Genomic DNA, 25,618 nt, shown 5'->3' with positions numbered 1-25,618 from the left:
AAAAGCGGCTATAAAAATTCCCTTCCCCAATTTCGTGGAAAAGGAATAAACAGACATCTTAAAACAGAGTCTCGGTCTCTATCACCCTCCCCTCATCGATGCACCTCTTGGCGAATTTCTTCCAGCGCTTGAAATCCGGCTCTTGCTCCTTGTCGCCCTCCATCGCTACGGCGACCTCCAAAATGTTAACGGCCTTGTCTCCCATCCCCAGCATCTCATAGGCCGCGGCGAGGTAGACCACGTTTCTGACACTCGTTTCGTCCGCCTTGACCGCCTCGGTCGAGAGCTTCAAGGACTTGTCGTTGTCCCTCTTCGGCCACGGTACTATCCTGAAGTAGGATGACAGCCCCCTCAAAACGATACCGCCTCCGTAGGTTTCATCCCTCTTCTGACACCATGTTAGGTCTTCGCAGATTGCGTCAAACACCCCCCCCTTCATCGCCTCTATCATCCCTATTCCGAACGCGTAATGAAAGGCCGTAAGGGCGTAGTATAGGTGTCCCTCGATCCCGTCCGGATTTATCAGCTTCGCCCGTCCGGCCAGCTCCATCCCCTCCCTGCCGAGCTTTTCGTGCTCTCCCCCCTTTACATTTGCGGCTGCAAGCATCTGGTCTGTGAGCCACCAAAGGGCCCGGGCGCACTTCCAGTGGGCCTCGTAGCTGAATGGATCGGCCGCGGCGGCCGCCCTATAGTACTCCACGGCCCTTGCGTTATCGGTATCGAGTTTCGTGCCCCTCTTCTCCCATGAAGCGTCTCCCAGCTCCAAAAGCTCCTTTGGATCGCCGGAGACGGCCTTTCCCGGCTCCTGGGAATAGAGCGCTTTTGGAATCATAAAAATACAGACGGAAAAAAGCAAGATCAAAAGATAGGGATATTTACCGATTCCATGTATACTCCTTCCCCTGTCGACCGAATCGAAAGATTTCATTTATTGCTCCGATAATGTTTTTCCCCATTTTATAATCAGAGAGAGAAATAGGCAATAAAATTGATAAAATATTTGACAAAACACTTTCCATTACAAAATCACTATGTTATAAAGGTAATTTATGCGATTTTTCCAGATTAGGAATCGGGAACGGTGATCGAGCTTAAAAAGAAGATCTTCCATTTATCGGAGCGTTTCGAGCAGACGCAGAATGCCTTTGTTTTCACGTTAGCCATCATAATCGGCATCATGGGCGGCTTCGGGGCCGCAGGCTTCAGGTACCTGATCCTATTGTTACAGGAAGTCTTCTACGGCGATTTCACGAACTATCTGTACAGGATAATAGAAACCCCCTGGTACTGGAAGCTCCTGGTCCCGGCTGGGGCGGGGCTGGCCCTTGGCCCCTTGATCTATAAATACAAGGTCCTCAAGGGACACGGCGTCCCCGAGGTCATGGACGCCGTGGTGACCAAGGGGGGGAGACTTCCCCCATTTACCTTTCTCTTCAAGACCCTGGCGTCGGCGGTCACCATCGCCTCCGGGGGCTCCGTTGGCCGGGAGGGCCCCATTGTAATGATCGGCGCCTCGATGGGCAGCAACATGGGCCAGCTCTTCAGGACTTCCACCCAGAGGATGCGGACGTTTGTGGCCTGCGGCGCCGCTTCGGGAATCGCCGCCACCTTCAACGCGCCGATCGCCGGAGTCATCTTCTCTCTGGAGATAATCGTGGGCGAGATAACCCTCGAGCATTTCTCCCCGATCGTCGTGAGCTCCGTTATCGCCACCGCGATCTCCCGATGGCTTTTGGGTAACGCCCCGTCCCTTATCGTCCCCGCGTACGAACTGGCAAGCTTTAAGGAGCTTGGAAACTACGCCGTCCTGGGTCTTTGCGCGGCGCTTGTGGCCATCCTTTTTACGAACTTCCTTTATAAGACAGAGGACTTCGTAGACGGGATCAATATCCCGGAATATTTTAAGCCGGCCGTCGGAGGGTTGGTTATCGGCACTCTTGCCATCATCGGCTTCCCCCATATCTTCGGCGTGGGTTACGAGACAATCGACAAGCTGTTGGTAAATGATATGGAGGGGATAAATCTCCTTAATTTTAAACAAAACACTATATGGATATTTCTGATTATCCTCATATTTGTAAAGATATTCGCCACATCGACAACGCTGGCCACCGGGGGATCTGGGGGGATATTCGCTCCGTCCCTTTTTATCGGCGCCACCGTGGGGGCCGCCCTGGGAAACCTCTTCAACATCCTCATGCCCGGCACAACGGGAGACGTGGGGGCCTACGCGGTCGTGGGGATGGGGGCGCTCGTTGCAGGGACCACCCACGGCCCCTTGACCGCCATGATGATAATATTCGAGATGACCGGAAACTACGAGATCATCCTCCCGTTGATGACCGCCTGCGTCACCAGCACAATGGTGGCAAGGGCCATCCAGAAAGACTCGATCTACACCATGAAGCTGGTAAGAAGGGGCGTAAACATTTTAGAGGGCCGCGAGCAGAACGTCTTGAAATCCCTTAATGTAAAGGGAGTCATGCACACAGACTTTAAAAAGATTCCTGAAAGCATGTCATGCTCTTCAATAATCGATCTCGTCTCCGGAAGCCGCGATTTCTACTTCCCGGTGATAAACGAAACCGGGGAGATGACCGGTGTTTTCTCCCTGAACGACATCAGGAAGTTTATGAAGGAGGAAGAACACCTGAAACACCTTATCATTGCAAAAGACATAGCCGCAACGGACGTCATAACTACGTTTCCCGACGAAAACCTGAGCGAAGTAATCAAGAAATTCTCCAAGCTCAACATCGACGAGATACCGGTAATGGAGAGCAGGGATTCAAGCCGGGTTGTGGCTATGATCAAGAGAAAGGATGTGATTGACGCGTACAACAGGGAGATGGTAAGAAGAGACATCGAATAGGATTTCCTCCTTAACGGAGACGAGTCCCGCGGCCTGAAGCCCGGGCAGAACTCTCATCGTCAAGGGAGGGATGGACGGATCGGGCATTGAGGACAGTGGAGTTTTGTTGAGAAGGCCTTTCGCTCATATCTTTCATACTGCAACTGCATATTTCCATATTCCGATACGAATTGAAACGAGTTTCTTCGACTTGATTTAACGACCATTTGCTTTGCCGTGGACGCCTATACGAATCGCAGGCGGTCTCCCCCCCAAGAGTGTTGTCTGTCAATATCATTTCCGTCCCCTCGATACTCCCAAATCAGGATTGCTATCATAAGTCATTAAAGAATTCAAATAATTTCCTTGACACAACCTCTAATTTTGACTACTATTTTGTATCAATATTACAAATTTATCTTATTTAAGATAAATTTTATCTAATTCTTATTAAAATTTTATATAGGACAGATAAAATGATTCAGAAGAAGCTATTTACTGTAATCCTTTCGGCTCTGCTGATAGTTATTTTATCCACAGCCTACGCCGCGGACATGAATCCTCTCCCCACAGAGAGGGCCGAGACCATCGGAAAGGGGCACCTGAGACTAAACAATAGTAGTAGTTTGGATTATCTGAATGACAACACCAGGCTTTACCATTTTTCCTCGTTGAATCTGATATTAGGGGTCGCGGAAAACGCCGACCTGTTCTTGAAATATAGGGGTCTTACTTATCGCGAGGGCCCAGATTTTAACGACGCGATCGGCCCCGGCGACCTCACCGTTGGGCTCAAGGCCTCGCCCTTCAGCGGTGATTGGGGCACCCTCGGCTTTCTGATCTCAACGAAGCTTCCTAACGCAAACGATAAAGACGGCCTGGGAACGGATGTGCAGGATTTTCACCTCGTAGGGCTTTATACCTTGGCTTTAAAAAGCCTCATTCTGAATTTTAACGCTGGGCTTCACATAATCGGCGATACTACCGAGATGCGTAAATATCACTATCTGTTCGGTTATGGCGTCGGCTTTGAATATATGATCTCCGACCATTTTTCAATTGTAGGCGACGTATCGGGAGCGACGGGCGGCAGGGACGACTTTGAGTGGTGCAAGGCCACCTTAGGCTTCGTCGCACCCATAGCCAACGGCTGGGAGTGGGGGCTGACCGCCTCCGCCGGTTTGACTTCTGAAACCCCGGATTGGTCTGTGGGACTCCACTTCTCCAGAGAGTGGAGCCTTGACGGCTTGATCCCGGACACCTCACCCGCTTCGGGCGGCAATCCCACGATTGTCATCCTCTATCCATTCCCCCTGGATTTAGAGGAAGCCGCCACGATCGGGCATGGAAGCCTTTATTTTGAGGCCGAATTCTCGGCTATGGGCTTCAAACGCTACAACCTCTATACCCCGAGCCTCGACCTTCGCTACGGGATAGCCGAGGGAGTCGACGTACAAGTGGAAATCCCCTACTCCTTCCTTGAAGACTCCCCCATATACGGACGAACGGACGGACTTAGCGACGTCCGGGTCGGCTTCAAGATATCCCCCTGGCGCCTGGGCAAGTTCCAATTCGGGGTTCTGAACGAGATCAAGATGCCCTCGACTAACGACAGTGAAGGCCTGGGGAAAAAGGAGATGGACTACACACTGCTCTTTCTGACGTCCGCCTCCTTGGACAGGTTTTTGGTTCATCTGAATCTCGGCTTCTCCATAGAGGGAAATCCCGAAGAGACGAGCTCCCAAAGAGACTTCTTGATCTTTGGCGCCGGGGCCGAGTACGCCCTTACGGACTGGCTTTCCCTCTACGGCAATTTTTACGGAAAAACTTTTCACACGGATCGACTTTGCAGCTACCTCCTCGAGGGCGGATTCAGGTTTATGCTCTACAAAAAGATAATCGTCTCGGCATCGGGAGGAACAGGATTTGCTAATAACGACCCGGATTGGACGGCGAACTTCGGAGTTGCGCTGCCGATCGACTTTTAGATAGTCTCCCACGGATTGGACCGATCAAGAAATTTGGCAGGACGGAGTTCGATTCCGCAAAGCCTGTATCAGCAACTGCAATGCAAACGGCTGAAAAACCGCTGCCGCTCGTCTTTCAGAGAGTTCTTCCAAGATTGGATCGATCAATAACCCAAAAAAAATGTGGACGGTCTTAGATGAGATCGTCCACAATAGAGATTTACAAAAAATGTTGGTTTGTTTTATCCGCCCATTTTATTGTTTACATCCTAACTCAGAAGTTCTCAACCAGAGATAGCGCCTCGATTATCATGTCATCTTCTTGGATCGGCAAAACATCCTTGAAGCTGTTGTCGATCAGCTCAATTTCATATACCGTAAACGGCTTTTCCAAGAAGAAGACCACGCCTTCTTGATCCCTTTTACCCACCTTCTCCTTATCGATATTCTTGAATATCATAACGCTTGATACGTTGAGATCTATCTCCCTGATCTTCCTGAACGTCTGAAAGCCGTCCATTCCGGGGATATTTATATCGATGTATGCGAGGTCGACGTTGTGCTCCATTACATAATCTATTGCATCGTAGCCATCGGAGACGCAAACCGTGCGATGACCCAACAAGGAGAGGATTTCCTCGAGATACTCTCTAAAGGCGGTATCGTGGTCTACAACTAATATCTTCATTTTCCCACCCCTTTATATCAAGATTAATAAAATTAGGTCCAATATATGAAACACTGTTTTAGGCTTAGTAAAAATCAGTATCAATTCCCCTCTACTCCTTATGCCAGCTTATTTTCTTGGAAAATCCCATTGAGGCGAAGTTGTTAAGGGCCTCGGAGCTGTACAGTACATCCGCATTTCCGGTGCCGTACTTTTGAATGTCGATCGATGACAACGAGACCATTGCGCCGATGATAACGGGAGTCCCAGCTATTTTGTCAACCAGATCAGCAATGATGAGCCCCTTGAAAGTCGCGTTCGAGGTGTAATTGCCCAATTTCGCCGGCTGTACCGTTGAGTCTGAATGGTAAGGATTGGCGCCGAGATAATAGTGAGGGTCGGCCGGATTCTCCCAGGCCGTGTCCCAGCAGGGGTGTGTGTTGTCCACGGACGTTGACGCCTCGTACTTGCAGGGGTTGAAGTTCGGATTGTGGATAATTAATATCCCGCTGCCGTTCTCCTTCGGGCCGGGGTAGTCGCCCGTTATATAGGTAATTCCCGTAAGGGGATCGCCGTTGTTCATCCCGATCGAGCCGTCATAGGGGCCGTAGTAGTCACAGTTTGCCGGATCGAGATAGTCGGAAGCGCTCGCTCCCGTGAGGCCCAACACCTCCTCGGGGGAGTTGGGGTATGTGTTCGGATCGAGGGTGTTGTCGGTTGGAGGAGTTCCATAGACATCGGCCGATCCTTGCAATGTGATACTGTTTCCTGACGTGGTTCTTACCCCAGCCGTATCGTTCCCGGCCCCCCCCAGGTTTCCCTCCATATCGTGGTCGCGTCCGTCCGCACAGAAGTTTCCTATCACATTAACTTCAGAGTTTGCGGTTATCGCCCCTTCCACCTTGATGTCCATGGGTATCTTGGATATCTCGAGGACCACCACCGTCTCTCCGTCCGAGGAGCGGCCCTTTGACGTTATAACCTCCACGGCATATCCCTCCCCCGCCGCGGGATAGGTGATGGACGGGAAGTATCCTTTGTCGTATGTCACCACAACGTCGGGCGTTGTGGGGTCATCGTCGTCATCGATCGTTTTGTGCTTGATGTTAACCTCATATGAATCGCCGTTATCGAGCTTCCCCTTAAACTGCGGTGCTGTCGAAAGATCGTATGACCAGTTTATGTCAAAGGGGGCGGAATCGTACATCGCGGCGTCGTATTTGGGGTCCGATGCGGAGAGGTTTAGCCTTGCTATCGCCTCGCTTACCCCCGCCTCGGCGGCGTAAAAAGACCTTGCCCCCCTGAACACGTTCCTGCTGATGTTAAGGTCAGTAGACGACATAAAGTACATGGTCATCCCGAGTATAGTCAGGAGGAAGAGAAACATCATCACGACTATCAGCGTCAGGCCCGACTCGTCGCCTTTTATTTTATTCAATAGCCTCTTCATTGTAATCACCCTATACCTCGAATCTTTTAGTTGCTCACGTGGTTTGATCCTGCGCCCTCGTTTGCCGGATCACAGCTGTCTATCGCCTTGATGTAGTATTCGTAGGTGTGATCTTTCAGCTTTCCGCTGACCGTCTCCGACCAGGTGGTAACGTTCCCCACAATCGCATGCAACACGAATCCGTGGCTGTCGTAGTTTCTGTATATTCTGTAGCCTACAAGGTCGGTCAGGGTGCTTCCGTCCGTATTCTTCGTCGGGGCGGTCCAGACCAATGTCACACTATTTTGACCGAGGGTTGACATAGAGAGCCCCGTAGGCGCGTTCGGCACATCATCACAAGGATCCGGAACAACGGTGATCGCAACAGAGCAGTCGAAGAGGGCGTCATCACAGCTGCTGCTGCTATAAGATATGTCGCTTGCTCCTCCAACCGTTATTGTATCGCTGTTGTTCACGTACAGATCGAGGTTAGTTGGAGAGCTGGGGTAGTCGCTTATGCGGTAGACCTTGATGTAATCCCTCCCTCCGTAGGAGCTCTCATCGATGTAGAAAACACCCGTGTTTCCGTCTTCCTTCATCTTGATCGGGTCCGCGTCCCCCGCCGTGGAGCATACCTGTATGTAGATTATCTCCCCGGCTCCCATGTCGTTGATGCCGCCCAGCGCCTTCTCACATACCTTTACGTTCGGCCGAAAAGCATCGCCCGCGTTAATCTCGGTAACGTTTACATAGATGGAGCAAACGGCGGCGCCTTCACACTCGGAATAGATGCTTGAGGCCTCGCTGGAGTTTGGAGTCGGCTCACAGAAGTCGAGAGCGGTTACGTAGTAGGAATACTCTTCCGCGGCGAGATCCGTAATACCCGCATCGGTGTAGTACAGGTCTACGACTGCATCGCTGTTTATCTGTTCCCACTCGCCGCCGCTTACGCTTCTGAATACGTTGTATCCCTTGAGATCGACACCGATTGCCGATCCGTCGGTGTTTTCGGTCGGCGCATCCCAGGAAAGATCTATGGAGTCAAGACCGGCGCTAATCGTCCCAACCAGATTAGTGGGCGGATTTGGAACGTTGTTACATACGTCCCCTTCCTGCTGATAGTAGTTGAAGAAGCCGGAGCCGATCTCCGGTCCCCTGTCGAAATTTCCGTTGTTGTCCATCGCAAGGATGAAGAACCATATAGTACAATCATCGTTGTTGGGTATATTGGTTGATGTCCTGTAAAGGCTTCCGGCTACGTTCACCATCGCCACCTTTGTATACGTGGCGTCGCCGAAGACAAAGGGCGGGGGACCGGTCGTCTCATCGTAAATATTCAGGCTGTCAACGAAGTAGTATAGGTCCACGCTTTTTATACCAGCGAGGGAGTTGTCGTAAACGTTGGCGCTGACAGATAGGCTTACTCCGCCCGGCTCAACCAGCTCTCCAGAAGGATTGAGCCCTTCATCCCCGGGAACCACCCAGGCCGGAGTCGCCACGCCGGGCTTATTCTGCGTCACGTTTTCTATCGTCGGCCCCAGGGGGATATTCTTGAAGCCATCATAGCTGCAAGATTTTACGGTCGGCATAGACTTATTGATGTAGGTGAAGCTGAAGACCAGGGCATCCTCCCTCATATTTATCGTCTTATCCACGTCGCCGTTGGCATCGGTAAATACGAGAGTCACGGGGATGGCTATCGAGCCCGAGGCGGTCGAGCCGTAGTCGTAGAGCACCTTGCTGAAACTCATATTTGCCGTGGATGTCTTCTTCCCGGACCAAATAAGCTCCAGGGGCGTATTGCTTGCGGCATCGTCGCTCCCGATGTAGACCTCGCTGAGATACGAATAACCGTTCGTCCATTCCATTTCCAGCTCGGTAAGCTCAATCGGCCCCGCGCTCGTATTCTCGATGTAGTATGTAACGGAGTTGTGATAAAAAGTAGGCGTTGTCAGCGTAATATCGCCGGTCAGCGCATAGGTGACTTCACTATCGGTCTTGACCCTTCCGGGCTTTATCCCCTCAAGGACCGCCGGCGCTGATATGTTGTTTGCCTTGGCAGTGGCGTAGTCCGGATCCGATGGTAAGATGTTTTCATAGTAACAGTCGGTCGCCCTTATCCCGTACGAATACGTGCCTCCCTCCACGACGCTCGCATCCATGTAGTAGTTGAACCACTGGGGCGCGCCACCGGTAAGCTCGGTGCTTGAGGAGAGATTGAAGGTATTACCTACGCTTCTGTATACGTGGTAACCGGCGAGATCCACAATCGTAATTCCCTGGTGATTCCAGCTGAGACGCGCATATGAATAACACCCCTCCGACGTGAGGCCGTTCGGGACGGGGGGCGCGCCCGCATAGTCGGGGTCGTCGCCGCAGAGCTCGGACAGGGTTATTGCAACATCGGTGGCGTCGCTCGGGTTGCCGCAGAGGTCAAAGGAGACCGCCAGAAAATAGTATGTCCCGTTGACCTCCAGCTCCGGGATCAGGGGCGTTTCATCCACTTCCGAATCGAAGATGATCGGGGGGACGGACCCCTCCTGCGCAAAGACCCCCCCGCCGTCAGGAATGAGCGTACCTCCGGAAACGTTCCCATCTCCATCTATGGTCGGGTATCCGGTGGTGCTGAAGTAGACCTTTGTCTCCTTGAAATCCGGATCGTCGGACCTGTTCGGATTGGTGAGGCTCAGAAAGACCCTCTTCCACCCAGCCTTGGAGGTCAGCTCCGGCACCGGGTAGGGATCGTGATCGATGGGAATTGTGTCTCCGGGGGTTGTGTCCGAGCCGGTCGGGGTATCGGTTTCCGGTCCGCTCAGCCCGTCTCCGCTGGTCAGCCTGTAGTCTGATGACGTGTATCTCTTGGTGTCGTCATCGCCGGCGTCGTTGGAAATAAGAGTGAGGTCACAGTTGACGGCGGTTATGGCGTAGTAGTATTTCCTGCATCCGACAAGTCCCGTATCGGTGAATTCCGACTTGGCGCTGTCGAGGATCGTGGGCGTCGATCCCTCGTCGGCCACAAGGACAAGCCCGATAAGATCGTCCGGATTATAGCCGGCGCTTAGGGGGAAAGTGGTTATCGGGGTCGAGCTTCTGTATATCCTGTATCCGACTATATCTTTATCCGTGGAGGGGCTCCATGTTAGTTTTACGCCCCCTTCGCCGGAATCCTCGCCGATGAAATTCTCCGGCGGCGTGGGCTTGTTCGGATTAGGAATCGTGTCATTTTCGTCCACATCGCCGTCCCCGCTTACCTCGGTCGAATACTCGCTTATATTCATCGAGCGGTCAAAGGCCGACATCGCTACGTAGTACATGATCGAGTCGGGATCGTTTGACGGAGCTATGTCCAGCCCTGTCAGGGTATAAGACTCTGCATCCGGGCTGTTTATTATGACCTTTTGTGTGTACGGCGATACGGTTCTGCTCTCAACGTGGAAGTAGATAATGTATCCCGCAAGGTCTCCCTCCGTGTTTTTATCCCAAGTTAAGGCCAGCTCACCGCATCTGTGGGGATCTGAAACCTTTACATTAGTCGGTGGATCGGGGGGGTTCGTATCCAATAGGTTCACGTCGATCCCGAGATTCCTTATATAAATGCTGGTGGAAAGGTCCCTTGTGAGAAATTTCCTCCTGATAGGATCCTTCTTTGCCGTTTTGACCTTCAGTTTTAAATCCATTCTCCTCACATTGGGAAGATCGGCCGCGGTTATCTCACCGGAAGATGGATCAAAATCAATCTTTACGTTATCACCGGAGTAATACGTTATCCTAAATGTGCTTACATTCTCTATAATAGTCTCATCAGTTCCAGGGATCCAGCTTGAGGCAGACGCATCATAAAGGTTCATCCGCCTGATTACCTTATCGTCCGCCGGCTTGTATTCGTAGAGGATCTTCGCCCTTGTCAAGTTCAAGGTGTTGTACTCCTCAAACTGTATCATGTCCTCCTTGGCCGTAATTATATCCGCCGTAATCGGAGAGGTCTGCGCGTCATACCCGATAAGCTGGATCTCCCTCGTCATGAACTCCAGGGCCATCTTCTCCTCCTGGTGCGTATCCAGGATGAGGTTGTGGGAAATAAACGCCTTATAATCGGAGAGAAACACCTCGTATATGGCGGCAATCAATATCGCCGCAATTAAGAGGGCGACCATTATCTCAACCAGCGTAAAACCTTTTCTCTCTTTTAACTTCTTCATTTTCAACCCCTAAAATCTCGAGAACAGCGTCTCGAACTCTATGGTATGGTCCTTTCTTAAATCGGTCCAAGATATCTCCATGACGACCTTTCTTACACCTTTCACCGGCGAGTCATTTGTGACTGTCCATTCGAGATCGAACTTCACATTGTCCACGGTCTCGCTGTCGGTTCCCGGAACTATATTGGCATAGGGGGTGTTTCTCAACTCCTCGAGCTTGCCCTTGGCGAGGTTCGTGGCCACGCTCATCTTCTCGCTGTTGTGGGTGAAGGTCATGGTCTGGGTGAACAGCATGGAGATCGAGAGGATCCCCACCGAAAAGATAGCCATCGAGATCATGTTTTCGAGGATGGAAAAACCCCTTTCCGATCCGCAATCGAATCTTAAAGGTCTCATAAGCCTTCTCATTTTCGTAATCATTTCACCACCCCCTTGAAACTCTTGCTATTCCCGTTACGGCCCTTACGGTTATCTTCCTCTTCTTGTCGGTCAGCTTGTTCGAATCGGAATAAATTTTTATCTCCATGTTCGAATCCGCCTGGCCGATTTTGTTAAAAGTCAAAGTACTTGTTCCTATTCCGCTGAAATGTGTCCCCTCAGGCAGTTCGATTATCTCGGTCTTATCCTTGTATGTAACCGTGTACTTCCTCTGCGACTCAAAGAAGTTGACAATGACATTGGAGTTTTGCGATATGGCGCTGATTCTCGCAAGCATCAGGTTCTTCTCGAGGTTGTCCGCCGCTGAGTTGAGCCTGAACTTGGGCGCCCAGCTTATGAATGTAGGCACCGCAATCGATGTGGATATTGCGATGATCGAAACGACAACCAACAATTCCAACAAGGTAAAACCGCCTTCTCTCACTATTCTTTTCATCATTTTCCCCTTCTCTCAATTTCTTCTATACATTGACCTTGCCTATTTATAATGCAAAGACTATGCCACATTAAAAAACCGCGAAATGCGGCTTTATAAATACCCGAAATCACAGCGGTTTTTTGCTTAATATTACTTTTTTTAACAGGATTTGATGATATACCAGCCGAAAAGTTAGGTCGTATAGCAAATACATAATGATTTCAATTAGTTACGTTTGGAGCGGTGAGCGGTGGGTGCAAATGTGAAAAAAAAGTGCAAAATCCATTTGCACTTCATTTTACGAAATATTGAAGACTAATCCATTATTATTATCATTCAATGTCGTCTGACTTGATACCGTACTTCCTCATTAGGTGCTGAAACGACTGGCGGGAGAGACCGCTCTCCCTGGCGGCCTTTGAGACATTTCCGTCCGCACTTTTCAGTGCGTCCTTCACAAAATTGGACTCGAAGCGATCGAGGAGGTTGCCCCTCAAATCCCTGAAAGATTCGCCCGACAAATCCACAGGACTCTTTTGATCCTCTTTGACTATGCCGTCCTCCGGTGTAATATCCGAAATCTCGATCAAATCCCCCTTGGCAAAAACCACGCCGTTGTATATCTTGTTCATCAATTCCCTCACATTCCCGTTCCAATCCCTGTTCTTCAGGTATTCCAGCGCCTCATCCGTTATCCCCTTGATCGGCTTGGAAAGCTTGGCGGAGTACATGGCCAGAAAATAGCTTGAAAGCCTCCTTATATCTTCGGACCTCTCCCTCAAAGGCGGCATGCAAATATTAATGACGTTTATTCTGTAAAAAAGGTCCTCGCGAAACTTACCCTGATTTACCTTTTTGGTGAGGTCTTTATTAGTCGATGTGATCACCCTTACGTCGAGCTTCTTTACCTTCTCGCTCCCAAGGGGCAGAATCTCCCCCTCCTGGAGGGCCCTCAAAAGCTTGACCTGGACATCGGGCGAGATGTCCCCGATCTCGTCCAAAAAGAGCGTGCCCTTATCCGCCTTTTCAAACAACCCCTTTTTGTCCCTGTAAGCATCCGTAAAGGCCCCCTTTACGTGACCAAACAGCTCGCTCTCGAGCATCTGCTCAGGAAGATTAGGGCAGCTGACCGAAACGAGGGGCATATCCTTTCTCGTGCTGAGCTCGTGGATGGCCCTTATTGCCAGCTCCTTTCCCGTGCCGCTTTCGCCGGTTATGAGGACGGGAGCGTCCGTGGGCGCCACGGCCTTGATCTTTTCATACACCCTCTGCATAGGCTCGGAAACGCCGACAAAATCCATGAAATCAGCGCTCTTGGTCACGCTCATCCTGAGATCATAAATCTCGTCTTTGAGCCTTCTCTCCTCCAACGCCTTCTCGATGGTCATTGTCACAATCTCGGAACCGAAGGGCTTGGTTATAAGGTCGTAGGCGCCCTTCTTGATGCATTCTACTGCGAGGTCTATAGATCCGTGGGCCGTTATAATAATAACTATGATCGAAGGATCGATCACCTTTACCTTTTCCAACAGCTCTATCCCGTCCATCCCGGGCATCCTGACGTCGGTCAGGACAATGGTGATGTTCTCCTTGTAAATCTTCTCAAGGGCGGATTCGGCGGAGTCCGCAAGAAACACGTTTTTGTATCCCTCCCTCTCCAGCATCCTGTCAAGGAGCAGCAAAACGCCCTCTTCGTCGTCAACTACCAATATCGACTCATCCAGATAAGTATTCAACATAATATACCTATTATAGATATTGTTACCAAACTAGTCGGGGAGTTCCTCCTCGACTGGAAGTGCAATGATAAATTTCGCCCCTCCCCCGGGGGCATTTTCTATGGCTATCCCTCCCCCATGCTCGTTTACAATTCCGTAGCTTACAGAAAGCCCGAGACCTGTTCCCTGTCCCGCCGGTTTTGTGGTAAAAAAAGGGTCGAATATCCTTCTCTTGTTTTCCTCGGGCACTCCCGGACCGTTGTCCATAAACGTTACCAAAACCATATTGTTCTCTTTATCCCATGATGTCTCGATTATAATCTCTCCTCCGTTCTCAACAGCGTAAATCGAGTTTTGAAGTACGTTTAAAAACACCTGGGTCATCTTTATCTGATCTCCATAAAAGGTGGGGAGATCATTTTTGATTTTCTTTATCAGATTGATGTTCTTCTCTTTCAGCTCCTTCTTATTTAGTACTATCACGTTGTGGAGTATATCTTTGAATAAGAAGTACTCTCTCTTATCCACCCTTGATCTCGAAAAGATAAGCATCTCTTCAAGAATGGTCTTGCAGTTTAAGGCCTGCTCCTCAATTATCTTGAGGTCTTTATATTCCCTTCTCTCTTTATCTACATCTTTCAGCAACAGTTGCGCGTATCCTAAAATCGCCGTCAGCGGGTTGTTTATCTCGTGGGCAACCCCGGCGGAGAGCTGGCCGAGAGAAACCAGCCGGTCCTGTTGTATCAACCTCTCCGAGAATCTCTTCTCCTCTGTAATATCCCTCGAATAAATCAGGTAGTCGTAATCACCCTCTTCCGATTCAATTGGATAGACGGATACGAAAAAACAACTACCCTCACCATTACCGCCGATGAATACTTCACCGCTTGTCCCCTCCTTATACTCGATGCTCCTCTGGAGCGGACACTCCGGGCAGGGTTCGTCCTTCGTATTGAATTGCAGATAACACTTTGTATTCAGTAGCATATCGAATCCTGATGCCAGCTCTTCACAGATCTTCCTGTTGATAAACTTCATCCGATAGTCTTCGTCTACTATGAACATACGGTCTGAAACGGCGTCAAAGGCCGTCATGAGGCGGTTCCTGGAATTCAAGATCAAGGTCTCCATTTTTTTACGCTCTGTAATATCCTTAATCGTCCCATGATAACCGGTGATGTTTCCGTCGTCATCCCTTAACACCGTCGACGTTTCAATGCAGTCCAAAATCGCCCCGTCACTCCTCTTCAGCGTCAGCTCGTAGTTCCTTACAAAACCATTTTTCTCAATATCCCTCTGAAATCTCTCTCTCTCTTCGGAATTTATATACAGGTCTCTTGTGTCCAGGGCAAGAAGCTCGTCTCTCGTGTATCCAAAAAATTCCTCCGCAATCGGATTCATATCTATAAGTCTGCCTTCAATGGTAGATATATAAATGACATCCTTGGACGTCTCAAAGAGATTTCTGTATTTCTCCTCCGATTCTCTAAGGGCTCTTTCCGCCAATATCCTCTCGGTAACGTTATTAATAAAGGCCAGGTCCGCCCTTGTATCCTCCCACTTTATCGTCACTCCCATGCCCTCAACCCAGATCATCTTTCCCCCTTTATCAGCCATTCTAAAGATATAAGGGTAAGTAAGGCTTTCACCCCTGTAGAGCTTTATGTATCTGTCGACCATCAAATCCCGATCCTCGGGGTGAACAAGATCGAGGAAAGGCTTGTCTTTGAGTTCCTCCTCTGAGTATTCGGTCAATTCCAGAGCACTTGGGTTAAAAAATGTCACCAATCCATCCTGAACCACAAATATCGCCTGATCCATGTTTTCAAACAGGGTCCGATATTTCGTTTCGGATTCGGAAAGCTCCTTGGTTTTCAGCATCACCTCCCTTTTGAGAGTTTTTTGATACTCCTTCTCGATCATCTCCCGCCTCTTCCTGGCGGAGATATCGACCATTATCCCTGCTACGATCCTATCCTTTACGCTCGAAATCAGCTTTGGTCTGAATTCTACAAATATCTGCTCCCCATTCTTTCTGTAAAAAGGCATCTCAAATTTTTTGGCATCTCCCGGTCCCGACTCTTTGAAAACTTCCTGATACTTTTCTTCTATTAAAGGCCTCATTTCCTCGGGGTAAAAATCGGTTATGTTCTTACCCAGGGCCTCTTCATTGTCGTAGCCTGTAATCCTTGCGGCGGCCTCGTTGTAATATATTATTTTTTTATCTTCAAGTATAAAGTATCCGTCATCGATATCCTCCACCAGCGTCCTGTATCTTCTCTCCGATTGAACGAGTCTCTCGGTGTTATCTTTCAAGGCGAGGCTCATACTGTTAAAAGCCCGGGCTATGTCGTTTATTTCCTCCCAGCTCTTTATATCAACGGTCTTTCCGAGTTTCCACTCCGAGATGCTCTTCGTCCCCTCGATTATTTCTTCAATGGGACGCGTCAATCTGTTTGAAAAATAGAGGCTTATTAGAATAATAAGGGAAGCCATGGCGGTAAGCTGCAGGAGGTCCCTGATTATCATATAATTTGACAGGGCGTAGGCTTCATCCTTTGCCTGAACGGCTAATACAAAATAGGGACTCGATACAACCCCCGGTATTGTATCAAGTACATTCACTCCGGCCACAAACTCCATCCCCGAATCATCCAAAAACCCTATGACCTTCCTCTCATTTTTCTTGTCAAGAACCTTTTCTAAATCAATGCCCTTAAGCTTTTTATATAGCGTCTCTTTATTGGGGTGTGAGACGATCTTCAGGAAATTATCCAGCACAATTATATATCCGTAATCATTCCACTTCAGCGTATCCGCATTGGTTATATCCCAAACCTTTTTCATATCCATTCTCGCCGTCAAGACGCCCACCACATTGTCCTTACTAAACACCGGCTGAAAAAAACTCATGACCATTCGATTTCCCATGGAAATCAGATATGGAGAAGTTATCACCGGTTTCCCTTTCATCGCATCTTTGAACCAGATCGTCTTGTCGATATCGTAGAAGTAATTGTATGTGGTTGAGAGGGTAATGGTCCCGGACGAGTCCACATAAGAAATATCATCGAAGTAGTGGTACAGATCCTGTACCTTCTGCATCTCGGCTATTTTTTCTTCGTTGGTGTACTTCGCTGATTTGATGATTGGATTATTGGCAAGGATCATCAGATCGTTGTATCGATCGACGAACATCCTGTTGAGCTCTTCCGCAACGTGATCGGAAGACAAAAAGAGGAACTCGTCTATCTCCGCCTTGTATTTCTCCCTTGTGATGAATATATCGAGGTAGAGATAAATCGCCATCGGCAATATGGCGATAAACACCATAAAGAGGAAGATGTCGTTCTTTAGTGATCTCCCCCTTTTTATCTTGTGAGTTCTGCCCATACCCTGTTCATAAATATGTTTCTTTTGCCCATAAGGGGCTTGTAGTACTCACATCTTTTCAGGACTTCATCCGTGAGATAGATGTTTTCCGTATTTAGAAGCTCTTCGTTCAGGAATCTCTTCGATTCGGGCACGGCATTTGCATACCAGAGATAGTTCGATATCCTTGCGATGTTCTTCGGCTTAAGGACATAATTTATGAACAACTCGGCCGCGTACTTGTTTTTTGAGTTTGTCGGGATGACAAAGTTGTCGATCCACATGGGGGCCCCATCATCCGGAACTATATAATCCAAATACTCGTTCTTGTCTTTTGCCGTATAAGTATCACCGCTGTAGAGGTAAGCCACGTATGTGGTACCGTCTTCGAGATGCTTCATTATCTCAATGGTGTCAAAATAACCCCTGATTATCCCCTTCTGCTCAACCAGCAATGCCTTCGCCGCCTCTAAAGACCGTTCGTCTTCGGTGTTTATGGAAACGCCCAATATCTTCAATGGAGGAGCGAAAATCTCCTGAATATCATCCAGAATATCTATTTTGCCCTTGAACCTCTTGTCAAAGAGGATCTCCCATCCTATATCTTCATCCTTTACATATTTCCTGTTCACGGCTAGGCCGGAAGTTCCCCATAGATAAGGAATGGAGTAATCGAGGTTTTTGTCAAACGGGGGGATTCTAAATTTTTTATCTACTTTGGATAGATTGGGTATATTATTTTTGTCAATCCTCTCCAAGAGCTTCAGGTTGATCATCGTCTCGACAATACTTCCGCTGGCAACGGCAAGGTCATAGTTTCCCGGGTCTGATTGAATGATGCTTATCATTTCGTGTTCATTGACGTAATATACAAATTCAACTTTTATATTATACTCCTTTTCGAACTCCTTCACCACATCCATTTCCATATATTCTTCCCAGTTCAGAATCGTTATTTTGTCGGGCAGTTTTTTATTTTCGGCGGGCTCCTCTTTTGCGCATCCCCAAAAGAGGACGGAGACACACAACAACAGAGCAACGACAACCATTGGAAGCAATTTTCCTGTTTTTCGATATAAATCTCTGAACCCCATTTCTTCCCTCCTTTATATGAGCCTCTCCCGGCTTAAACATCATCTCGCCCAGATAATTGGCAATAGTATCAATCACCAACGAGCTCTAAACTGTATTCCACCATCGGTACGAACGGAGAACGCAACATCCCCACAACATCTCCGTCCTCTTTCATAAAACCTGACATATCAATCAACGGCGTGTGTTCCTTTACGGACGGCAGTTTTTCGCGCAATAAAACCGTATTGATATTTACCTTCTTTGGAGTGACGTAAAGGAAAAACTGCCTCTGCTCGTTGAGCGAAAAGATATTGACCGTGTTCTTATCGAATCTACTCGAAATCAAGATATCGTCTTTGTCCGTAGCGGAGATCTTCAGCTCAACACTGTTTTCCGAAATAGTAAATTCCATCCCACTGCCGGTCCCTTTTACAGTGTCCTCTACGTGATTGACCTTACCCTCTATGTATACATAGCTGTCTCCGGAAAGCTCCATCGAAACCTCCCACACCGTCTTTGAGTCGGCGGTTTCGCTTTCACCGGTTCCCGTGTAGACCCCGGAAAAATCGGGTATTCCCTTCTCCTCCCCCACCACATCCTTGTCCGCATCTACTTCCTCCTCTCCCAACTCGGCAGGCTCCTCACTGTCTTCGATTACCGTGTTGTCGTCATCCGTCTCTGGAGCTTCCTTCGTCTCGTTCTCCTTAATCTTTTCGGCGGCCCCGTCTTTGGCAGAAAAATCCCCTGCAGGCGGCGCTACGGTTCCCCTCTCCCTGGGAATGACAATCATCAGAAATATCGTCCCGAGAAGGACAAATCCCGCCACGAGAGAAACAATCCTCACAATCCGCCCAGGGGTTGTTCCGATGCTTTTCTTTTTAACCTTAGCCCCTTTATCTCTTCGAGTTACCATCAATTGTCTCCTTTATTTGTCAAACTCCATCAATAATCCACCCCCGACCGATCTTTTGTTTACCAATTTGCTGTTAATATCTTTTTTACCACAATCCCGGAGATTTTTCCAGCTAATTGCTTTAAGCTTCGTCAATCATGATTCAATCAATATGTGATTAAAGGATATCACCAAAAAAACTCAAAAAAAGGCCCATTATTTCGATGTAAACAATGGGCCATATAAGATTGAAGCAATATATTCTTTGCCTGTTTCAGAAAGGAGTTCTATTTATGTCCGCCTCCGTTTCCGCCGCCGTTGCCGCCGCCGTTGCCGCCTCCGTTTCCGCCGCCGTTTCCGCCCCCGTTTCCGCCGCCGTTGCCGCCGCCGTTGCCGTTGCCGTTGTTGCCGTTGTTACTGCTATTACTGTTGTTACTGTTTGCGTTCTTTCCCTTGTTTGCGTTGTTTGAATTCGCTACATCCGTTTTGTTGCTGTCCTTCTTTGACTGGCCGTAGATCGTCGACTTATTCTCCTTTACGGCCTTTACCGTATTTCTTACCGTGTTTACGAAACCGGCCTTAACCTTTCCCATGGTTTTGGCCATAAAACCCTCTTTATCCTGTCCCTTCCTGAGGCCGAGGGCGCTCGGATGAATTCCGAGTTCATGGCAAATCACCCCCCATCCCAGTCCATCCTCGCGCATCCCCTTGATCGTATCTACACTTACGGCGCCCACTTTCGCCACGGCTTCATCGGCCGTAGTCTCCGCATCTGCGAGGTTCGCCTTGGCATCGCTCAGAGCCGCCTCCGCCGCGGCAATATCTTCCGGTGCGGCATTCGGATCAGTTTGTAAAGCCGCCAGGGCTTCCTCCGCCGCAACAACAGCGGCCTTTGCCTCTTCAAGGTCTGAAAGCGCCGCTTCCGCCGCATCCTTGTTTGCCTGGGCCTCTTCCACCGCGGCCGTGGCGGTCTCAACGTCCGTCTTTGCGCTGTTCACCGCATCCTCAGCGGCAGCGATAGCCTCCGGTGTAGAATTGGGATCCGCACTCACCGCCGCAAGATTCTCCTCGGCCGCTGCCAATGCGCTGTTGGCTTCATCTAGATCTGACTGAGCCTCATCCACGGGAGACACCGCCGCCTCTGCGAGGTTTTCCGCCTTCTCAAGCTGCGCGTTGTTCCAGTTCACGTCTTTAGAAGTATCTTCCGTTATGTCGTTGGAGTCCGTGGTATCCGTCGTACCGGTAGAATCCGCAACATCGGTCGTTCCCGTCGACGTACCCGGATCCGTTGCATCCTGCGCTATAACGGCCGTAGTTACAGTGATTGCCGTCAGGAAGACGAAAAGCATGAAGAAAAGAAGCATCCTTTTCTTAATCAGTTTTTTCATTTTATTTCTCCTCAATTTTCTAAACCTTTTAAAAAAGGTTGTCAGTTCAAGGATTTTAAAAGCATCCATCTTCTATTACATATGCAAAATTTTTGCCATTATTTCCAACAAATTGTATCTGCCTGATATCTTTAGGTATTTTCGGTTTTCCCGACTAATTCAGCCTGAAATCGTAGAATTTAGCTCTATTGCTATTTATTCAATTATTTCAAGCAGTTATGAAAATACGCTCTATCTACATTGTGCAAAAATATTTTGCCCTGCCGAATATTTTTGCGCCGCACCTCCTCCATGCCATTTTCCGACAAACCAAGTATAACCAGCAAAAAAAGCCAACTTGACAAGGGCCGCAACGGTCGCTCCAACGTCAGTAAGGGTCTGGATTGAGTCTTAACTTTTTCACTTTCCTTTCACCCCTTGATTTGATAAAATACATTCAGGTATGAAGGATTATTTATCCGGGAACTCAACTTCTTCCGGCTCACCCGGCAACTGGTTCAATTCCGACAGAATTGAATATCAAAACTGTAAGAGTGAATCGCTATGGTCATAGACAAGGACTTCTCTTTCAGCTCCTATCTGGCGTTTCGCTATATAGTGAAAAAGGGGATCGGCTGGGGCGAGGGATTGGTCCCGAAGTTTCCGGAGGTAGAGGAATCGGACCTCTTCAAGGTCAAGAGTTCCGAAGATGTCTTGGAGGCTCTAAAGGCGATCCTGGCGGAGGAGCTGAAAAAAGACACCGGCCTCCTTCTGAGCAGCGGGATCGACTCCGCGATCCTGGCGGCCCTCCTCCCCAAAGACACCCCCACTTATACCGTCCGCTTCGTCGCTGATAACGCCGTCGACGAGAGCATGACCGCAAAGATATACGCCGAAAGATGCGGACTCGACCACACAGTCATAGACGTGACCTGGGACGATTACCTCGAATACGGCGACTACCTGATGAAGAACAAGAAGTCCCCCCTTCACGCCGTGGAGGTTGGCCTCTTCAAGAGCACCCTCAGGGCCAAGGAAAACGGCATCAAGAACCTCATACTGGGAAACGGCGCCGACTCCACCTTCGGCGGACTGGACAAGCTCCTCTCCAGGGACTGGACGTTTGACGAGTTCGTCGAGCGCTACACCTTCGTTAAGCCCAAAGGCGTCGCCAAAAAACCGGTCTCCATGCTCGACACCTACGAAGACTACAGAACCGGAGACCGGATCGATGTTATACGCTTTCTCAAGATAGTCCACGGCTTCGGTGTCATCCAGGCCTTTGACAACGCCATCCACTGCGGGGGGTGCGAAATCATGGCGCCCTACGAGCGGCTTCTTCTCGATGCGCCCCTCGACATAGCGAGGATCAGGGGGGGAGAAAGCAAATACATTCTTAGAAAGATCTTCAAGGATATTTACAGAGACCTCGAGGTGCCGGAAAAGATACCTTTCGCCCGGCCGATGGATCGGTGGCTCTCCGACTGGGAAGGGCCCAAGCGGGGCGAATTTATGGATGACCTCGACATGACCAAGTTTACCGGCGACCAGAGATGGCTCCTGTACTGCCTTGAGAGATTCCTGGATATTCACGAACTATGAAAGTAGCCCTAAAGAGAGTCGAAGGTTACAACATCAAGGATGTCTCCGAAGCCCTCGCCGATATGTTTCGGATGCTCGGGTACGACCGCGAAAATCCCCTCGGACATATCGTAAGGCCCAACGACACGGTATTCATAAAGCCGAACTGGGTGGCCCACGAGTACAGGAAGTCGTGCGACTTTGACAAAAAGGGGGATGTCTATTCCGTCATCACCCACCCGTCGGTCATAAGGGGGGTGGTCGATTACGTCGCTAAGGCGCTCGGCGGAAGGGGCGAGATCATCATCGGCGACAATCCCTCCATAGATGCCGACTTCTCAAGACTGAGGGACCTCGTCAGGCTGGACGACCTGGAAAAGATGACCGACATAAGATGCCGGATCGTGGACCTCAGGCCCCTCGTCTGCACTGACCTCAAGGACTACGGGAAGAAATCAAAGATGAAAAAACAGCCGGGCGATCCACTCGGCTTCACCACCGTAAACCTGGGCAGGAAGTCACTCTTTTACGACGTTACCCCCCTTCTCTACCGGGGCGTCTTCGACAGCCGCTGGGAGACGGTGCTCCACCACTTCGGCAGGAGGCACGAGTACTCCTTTTCCAACTCGATTATAAACGCCGATGCATATATCTCGATCCCGAAATTGAAGACCCACAGAAAGGTCGGGGCAACCCTGAACATAAAAGGGCTTGTGGGGACGAACTCGGTCAAGAACTATCTCGTCCACTGGCGGGTCGGCTTCCCGATGATTGGGGGGGATGAATATCCCGACTTTATGTCGTGGCTGAAAAGCAAGCGCCAAAAGGTGACCCACAGGGGCGCGTGGCACGGAAACGACACGGCGTGGCGTATGGTCGTCGACATCTACAACGCCTTTGCCGAAAGGGTCGGGAGGACATTCACCGTAATCGACGGGATAGTAGCAGGTGAAAAAAACGGCCCGTTCTGCCCGCAGAATAGGCGCGCGAACGTCCTGATCGCCTCGGAAGACCTCCTGGCCGCTGACTGCGCGGCGGCGAGGCTGATGGACTTCGATATAGGAAAGATCAAGTATCTCGATTACCTTATCAATCAGAGAAATATTGCCCTAAACGACATCGAGGTTATATCGGAGGATTTTATTGCGGAGGATTTTTTCGACAGCTCAAACGAGTACCTGAGATTCATGCCGCCGCATGGCTGGGAAAACATCGCATTACATAGATAATTTAAATGATCTGGAATCTTAAAAAAATGAAGAAGAAAAAGTCGGACGTCATCGGATACACCACGGGTGTTTTCGACCTCTTCCATATCGGACATCTCAACATCCTGAGAAACGCCAAGCGCCTCTGCGACAAGCTGATAGTCGGCGTCACCACCGACGAGCTCCTTATGGATTACAAGAAGAAGAAGGCGGTCATCCCCTTCGTCGAGCGCTGCGAGATTGTCCGGGCCATCAGATACGTCGATGTGGTGGTCGCCCAGGACACCATGGACAAGATCGAGGCGTTCAAAAAGCTCAAGTTCAACGTCATGTTCGTAGGGGACGACTGGTACGAATCGGACAAGTGGAAAAAAATCGAGGGGCAGTTCGAGAAAGTGGGCGTCAAGATCATCTACTTCCCGTACACCAAGGGGACCTCGTCAACCATGATAAACCAGATACTCGTAGAGACGAGAGAAGAGATCCAGGCGAAAAAGGAAAGGCTGAAAAAACTGTTGGACGAGAAGGGGGAGGAGCTGGACCTCACCGAGGAAGACATCAAGCTCCTGTTTTCCTAAAACACTTCGGTCACTAAAGCGTCGAAAAGTGACGGGTCATGGACCTCCCGTTGAGATGGACAAACCGAAACATCCTGACAGAATGAGGAAGAGCCATGACCCACAGTACATATATCATTCGTCTATTCGTCGGAATTTGAAGTCAGTGGAATTGGCAGGTGAGAAATTCAGGGATTTCACCAAACCTATTTCCCGATCCGATCCCGCCCTGAGATGACGCCCTATTGAGGTCCGACCCGCAATAAAGAGATTATCGCTGTCCTCTGAGATGCTCTCGGCGTTCGCAGCCTTGGCGAAGGTAAAAGGTTGTTGGTGCATCTATCCATTTACGAACGCCCTTTGGCGGCGGCCCGTAAGCCCGATCAATCGATCAATCCCGGATCATTTATCCGCCGGTCGTTCCTTCCTGTCCAGGGCCATCGAGCTTTTGAAGAATAGGATCGACTTCAATATGAAAAACAGAAAGACAAGAACGAGGGATACCAGTATGGATTCAAAAACGAGGCCCGTCAGGGGTCCTATGAAAAATACGATCGCCTCCCCCTCGACGGTGGAAAAGAGCACCATGCTCAACTTCCTCCTTGCGAAAAAACCTTTTATGGAGGCGAACAAATTCTTTCCTACATCGGCTCTCTCCCCGCCGTAGAATTCCTGTTTGTATCCCCTCCCCAGGAAATGAAGGGCCTGGTATTTCGACAGGATCTGCAGGAAATGGACGAAGATATAGATAAGGCCCACGATGATGTATTTCTTCTCGCCCGAGATCAAAAACCGGCCCATGACCAGGGCGAAGAGGTTCAGAAAGACGCTGATATTGTCGAGATAGACGTCCAGAAAGGCGCCGGCCGTGGAGGACTTTCCCGTCAGGCGTGCCAGCTTTCCGTCGACGGTGTCGAGGATAAATCCGAACTCGTATACGACCGCCCCTGCTACTAAAAACAGCCTTTCTCCCCTGTAGAACAAGTACGCGGACACAAGGGCGAAGAGAAAGGAGAAAAACGTCACCGCGTTGGGGGAGAGCCTCGTGAAGTTGGCGATAAGCCACGTGAGCCGTATGGAGATAGGGTCAAGGAAGTATCTCCCCCACCAGCTGTCCAAAAGCACAACCTCTCTCACGTCGTCCAGGGAATATCGAGGCATCGAAGGGGTCTCCCGATTTTACCAATAAGGAATAAAAACCACTTGGTACGAACTTAACATCAAGACGCCCGCTGTGTCAAGGGATTCCAGCGGACTTGATCCGAAGCGCCTCTCCATGTTTCCTGTTTTTTCTCGGTAAGTATAAAAAAATGGGGTAGCGGAAAAAACCGCAACCCCTTGAAAGAATGGTCGGGACGAGATGGTTTGAACCTCAGGCACCGAAAACCAGGCGCATGACGTCGCCATCCGTTGAGCATGGATTGGGAGTGGAGGGTCGGGAAGAATATACGGAGGCGTTTCGGTGGTGAAACTGAATATAACGATTGAACATATTAAAAAAATGTGATAATGAAAAGGTAAAAAAAATCTCTTAAGGAGCTAAAAATGAAGTTTGCCAAAGGATCGCTTTATATAATTATTGCTTTCCTGATTCTACTAAATACCACGGCAGCGTATTCGATTACTATCGAGGAATTTATTAAAAAGCATCCGGACGCTGAGGTTTCGATGGGTGCTGCTTATTATCCGAATAACTCCAAATTTGCCACAGGAAGTAGTGGTCTAGTAGATGATGATATGTATGCTCTTGAGATGAAAAACATTATCCCTTTTAGAACTTTATACGAGAGTGGAATAGTGTAATGGACCCCAAAAAGTAGACAAGGGGGATAGTTGGATGTAAGATGGTACTGTTCTCCAAATTAGAAAGGAGAGGCAAT

18 protein-coding genes are annotated in these 25,618 nt (G+C 49.4%); 6 read left to right on the top strand and 12 right to left on the bottom strand.

The window, feature by feature from the left end; translation table 11 throughout:
• Positions 1-58: 58 nt before the first annotated feature.
• On the bottom strand, positions 59-928 hold the full coding sequence (locus JW984_01395; GenBank protein ID MBN1571829.1) for a hypothetical protein: 870 nt from the start codon (positions 926-928) through the stop codon (positions 59-61).
• Positions 929-1,081: 153 nt separating this feature from the next.
• Between JW984_01395 and JW984_01390 the strand changes: the two genes are divergently transcribed.
• Positions 1,082-2,872: a chloride channel protein gene (locus tag JW984_01390; protein MBN1571828.1), complete on the top strand. Its 1,791-nt coding sequence runs from the start codon at positions 1,082-1,084 to the stop codon at positions 2,870-2,872.
• Between the two features lie 455 nt (positions 2,873-3,327).
• The gene (locus JW984_01385) at positions 3,328-4,839 is read left to right on the top strand and encodes a hypothetical protein (protein MBN1571827.1); all 1,512 of its coding nucleotides are present in this window, start codon (positions 3,328-3,330) and stop codon (positions 4,837-4,839) included.
• Positions 4,840-5,092: 253 nt separating this feature from the next.
• Here the strand turns inward: JW984_01385 and JW984_01380 are convergent, their stop codons facing one another.
• The 10 genes from JW984_01380 to JW984_01335 all read right to left on the bottom strand — a co-directional run bounded on the left by JW984_01380 (position 5,093) and on the right by JW984_01335 (position 20,413).
• Positions 5,093-5,506 carry a response regulator gene (locus tag JW984_01380; protein MBN1571826.1) on the bottom strand — a complete coding sequence of 138 codons (414 nt, stop codon included), beginning with the start codon at positions 5,504-5,506 and terminating at the stop codon, positions 5,093-5,095.
• 91 nt (positions 5,507-5,597) lie between these two features.
• Positions 5,598-6,935 carry a pilus assembly PilX N-terminal domain-containing protein gene (locus JW984_01375; protein MBN1571825.1) on the bottom strand — a complete coding sequence of 446 codons (1,338 nt, stop codon included), beginning with the start codon at positions 6,933-6,935 and terminating at the stop codon, positions 5,598-5,600.
• 26 nt (positions 6,936-6,961) lie between these two features.
• On the bottom strand, positions 6,962-11,113 hold the full coding sequence (locus JW984_01370; protein ID MBN1571824.1) for a prepilin-type N-terminal cleavage/methylation domain-containing protein: 4,152 nt from the start codon (positions 11,111-11,113) through the stop codon (positions 6,962-6,964).
• Between the two features lie 9 nt (positions 11,114-11,122).
• Positions 11,123-11,533 (bottom strand): prepilin-type N-terminal cleavage/methylation domain-containing protein, encoded by a 411-nt coding sequence (locus tag JW984_01365; GenBank protein MBN1571823.1) that lies wholly within the window; start codon positions 11,531-11,533, stop codon positions 11,123-11,125.
• Between the two features lies 1 nt (position 11,534).
• Positions 11,535-11,990: a prepilin-type N-terminal cleavage/methylation domain-containing protein gene (locus JW984_01360; protein MBN1571822.1), complete on the bottom strand. Its 456-nt coding sequence runs from the start codon at positions 11,988-11,990 to the stop codon at positions 11,535-11,537.
• 311 nt (positions 11,991-12,301) lie between these two features.
• Complete coding sequence (locus JW984_01355) at positions 12,302-13,708, bottom strand: sigma-54-dependent Fis family transcriptional regulator (GenBank protein MBN1571821.1); 1,407 nt, start codon at positions 13,706-13,708, stop codon at positions 12,302-12,304.
• 30 nt (positions 13,709-13,738) lie between these two features.
• The gene (locus tag JW984_01350) at positions 13,739-17,080 is read right to left on the bottom strand and encodes a PAS domain S-box protein (GenBank protein ID MBN1571820.1); all 3,342 of its coding nucleotides are present in this window, start codon (positions 17,078-17,080) and stop codon (positions 13,739-13,741) included.
• The gene (locus JW984_01345) at positions 17,059-18,108 is read right to left on the bottom strand and encodes a spermidine/putrescine ABC transporter substrate-binding protein (GenBank protein ID MBN1571819.1); all 1,050 of its coding nucleotides are present in this window, start codon (positions 18,106-18,108) and stop codon (positions 17,059-17,061) included. Before JW984_01345 ends, JW984_01350 begins: the two co-directional genes overlap by 22 nt.
• Before the next feature lie 113 nt (positions 18,109-18,221).
• Positions 18,222-19,046, bottom strand: a complete 825-nt coding sequence (locus JW984_01340; GenBank protein MBN1571818.1) for a hypothetical protein — start codon at positions 19,044-19,046, stop codon at positions 18,222-18,224.
• Between the two features lie 266 nt (positions 19,047-19,312).
• On the bottom strand, positions 19,313-20,413 hold the full coding sequence (locus JW984_01335; GenBank protein ID MBN1571817.1) for a hypothetical protein: 1,101 nt from the start codon (positions 20,411-20,413) through the stop codon (positions 19,313-19,315).
• Between the two features lie 543 nt (positions 20,414-20,956).
• Between JW984_01335 and JW984_01330 the strand changes: the two genes are divergently transcribed.
• The 3 genes from JW984_01330 to JW984_01320 are packed head-to-tail and all read left to right on the top strand — an operon-like array spanning position 20,957 to position 23,759.
• Positions 20,957-21,994, top strand: coding sequence for an asparagine synthase (locus JW984_01330; GenBank protein ID MBN1571816.1), 1,038 nt, complete (start codon positions 20,957-20,959; stop codon positions 21,992-21,994).
• Positions 21,991-23,202, top strand: a complete 1,212-nt coding sequence (locus JW984_01325; protein MBN1571815.1) for a DUF362 domain-containing protein — start codon at positions 21,991-21,993, stop codon at positions 23,200-23,202. Before JW984_01330 ends, JW984_01325 begins: the two co-directional genes overlap by 4 nt.
• A gap of 26 nt (positions 23,203-23,228) precedes the next feature.
• The gene (locus JW984_01320; protein MBN1571814.1) at positions 23,229-23,759 is read left to right on the top strand and encodes an adenylyltransferase/cytidyltransferase family protein; all 531 of its coding nucleotides are present in this window, start codon (positions 23,229-23,231) and stop codon (positions 23,757-23,759) included.
• Positions 23,760-24,140: 381 nt separating this feature from the next.
• Here the strand turns inward: JW984_01320 and JW984_01315 are convergent, their stop codons facing one another.
• Positions 24,141-24,899 carry a CDP-alcohol phosphatidyltransferase family protein gene (locus JW984_01315; GenBank protein MBN1571813.1) on the bottom strand — a complete coding sequence of 253 codons (759 nt, stop codon included), beginning with the start codon at positions 24,897-24,899 and terminating at the stop codon, positions 24,141-24,143.
• Between the two features lie 384 nt (positions 24,900-25,283).
• On the opposite strand from JW984_01315, the gene JW984_01310 reads away from it, so the two are divergent.
• A complete protein-coding gene (locus JW984_01310; protein MBN1571812.1) occupies positions 25,284-25,541 on the top strand; it encodes a hypothetical protein in 258 nt (85 codons plus the stop codon).
• Positions 25,542-25,618: the final 77 nt, after the last annotated feature.

This window comes from Candidatus Zymogenus saltonus, assembly GCA_016929395.1.
Classification (GTDB): Bacteria; Desulfobacterota; Zymogenia; order Zymogenales; family Zymogenaceae; genus Zymogenus; species Zymogenus saltonus.
Note: the sequence above shows the minus strand (reverse complement) of the source record. Positions and strands in the feature narration are given on the sequence as shown.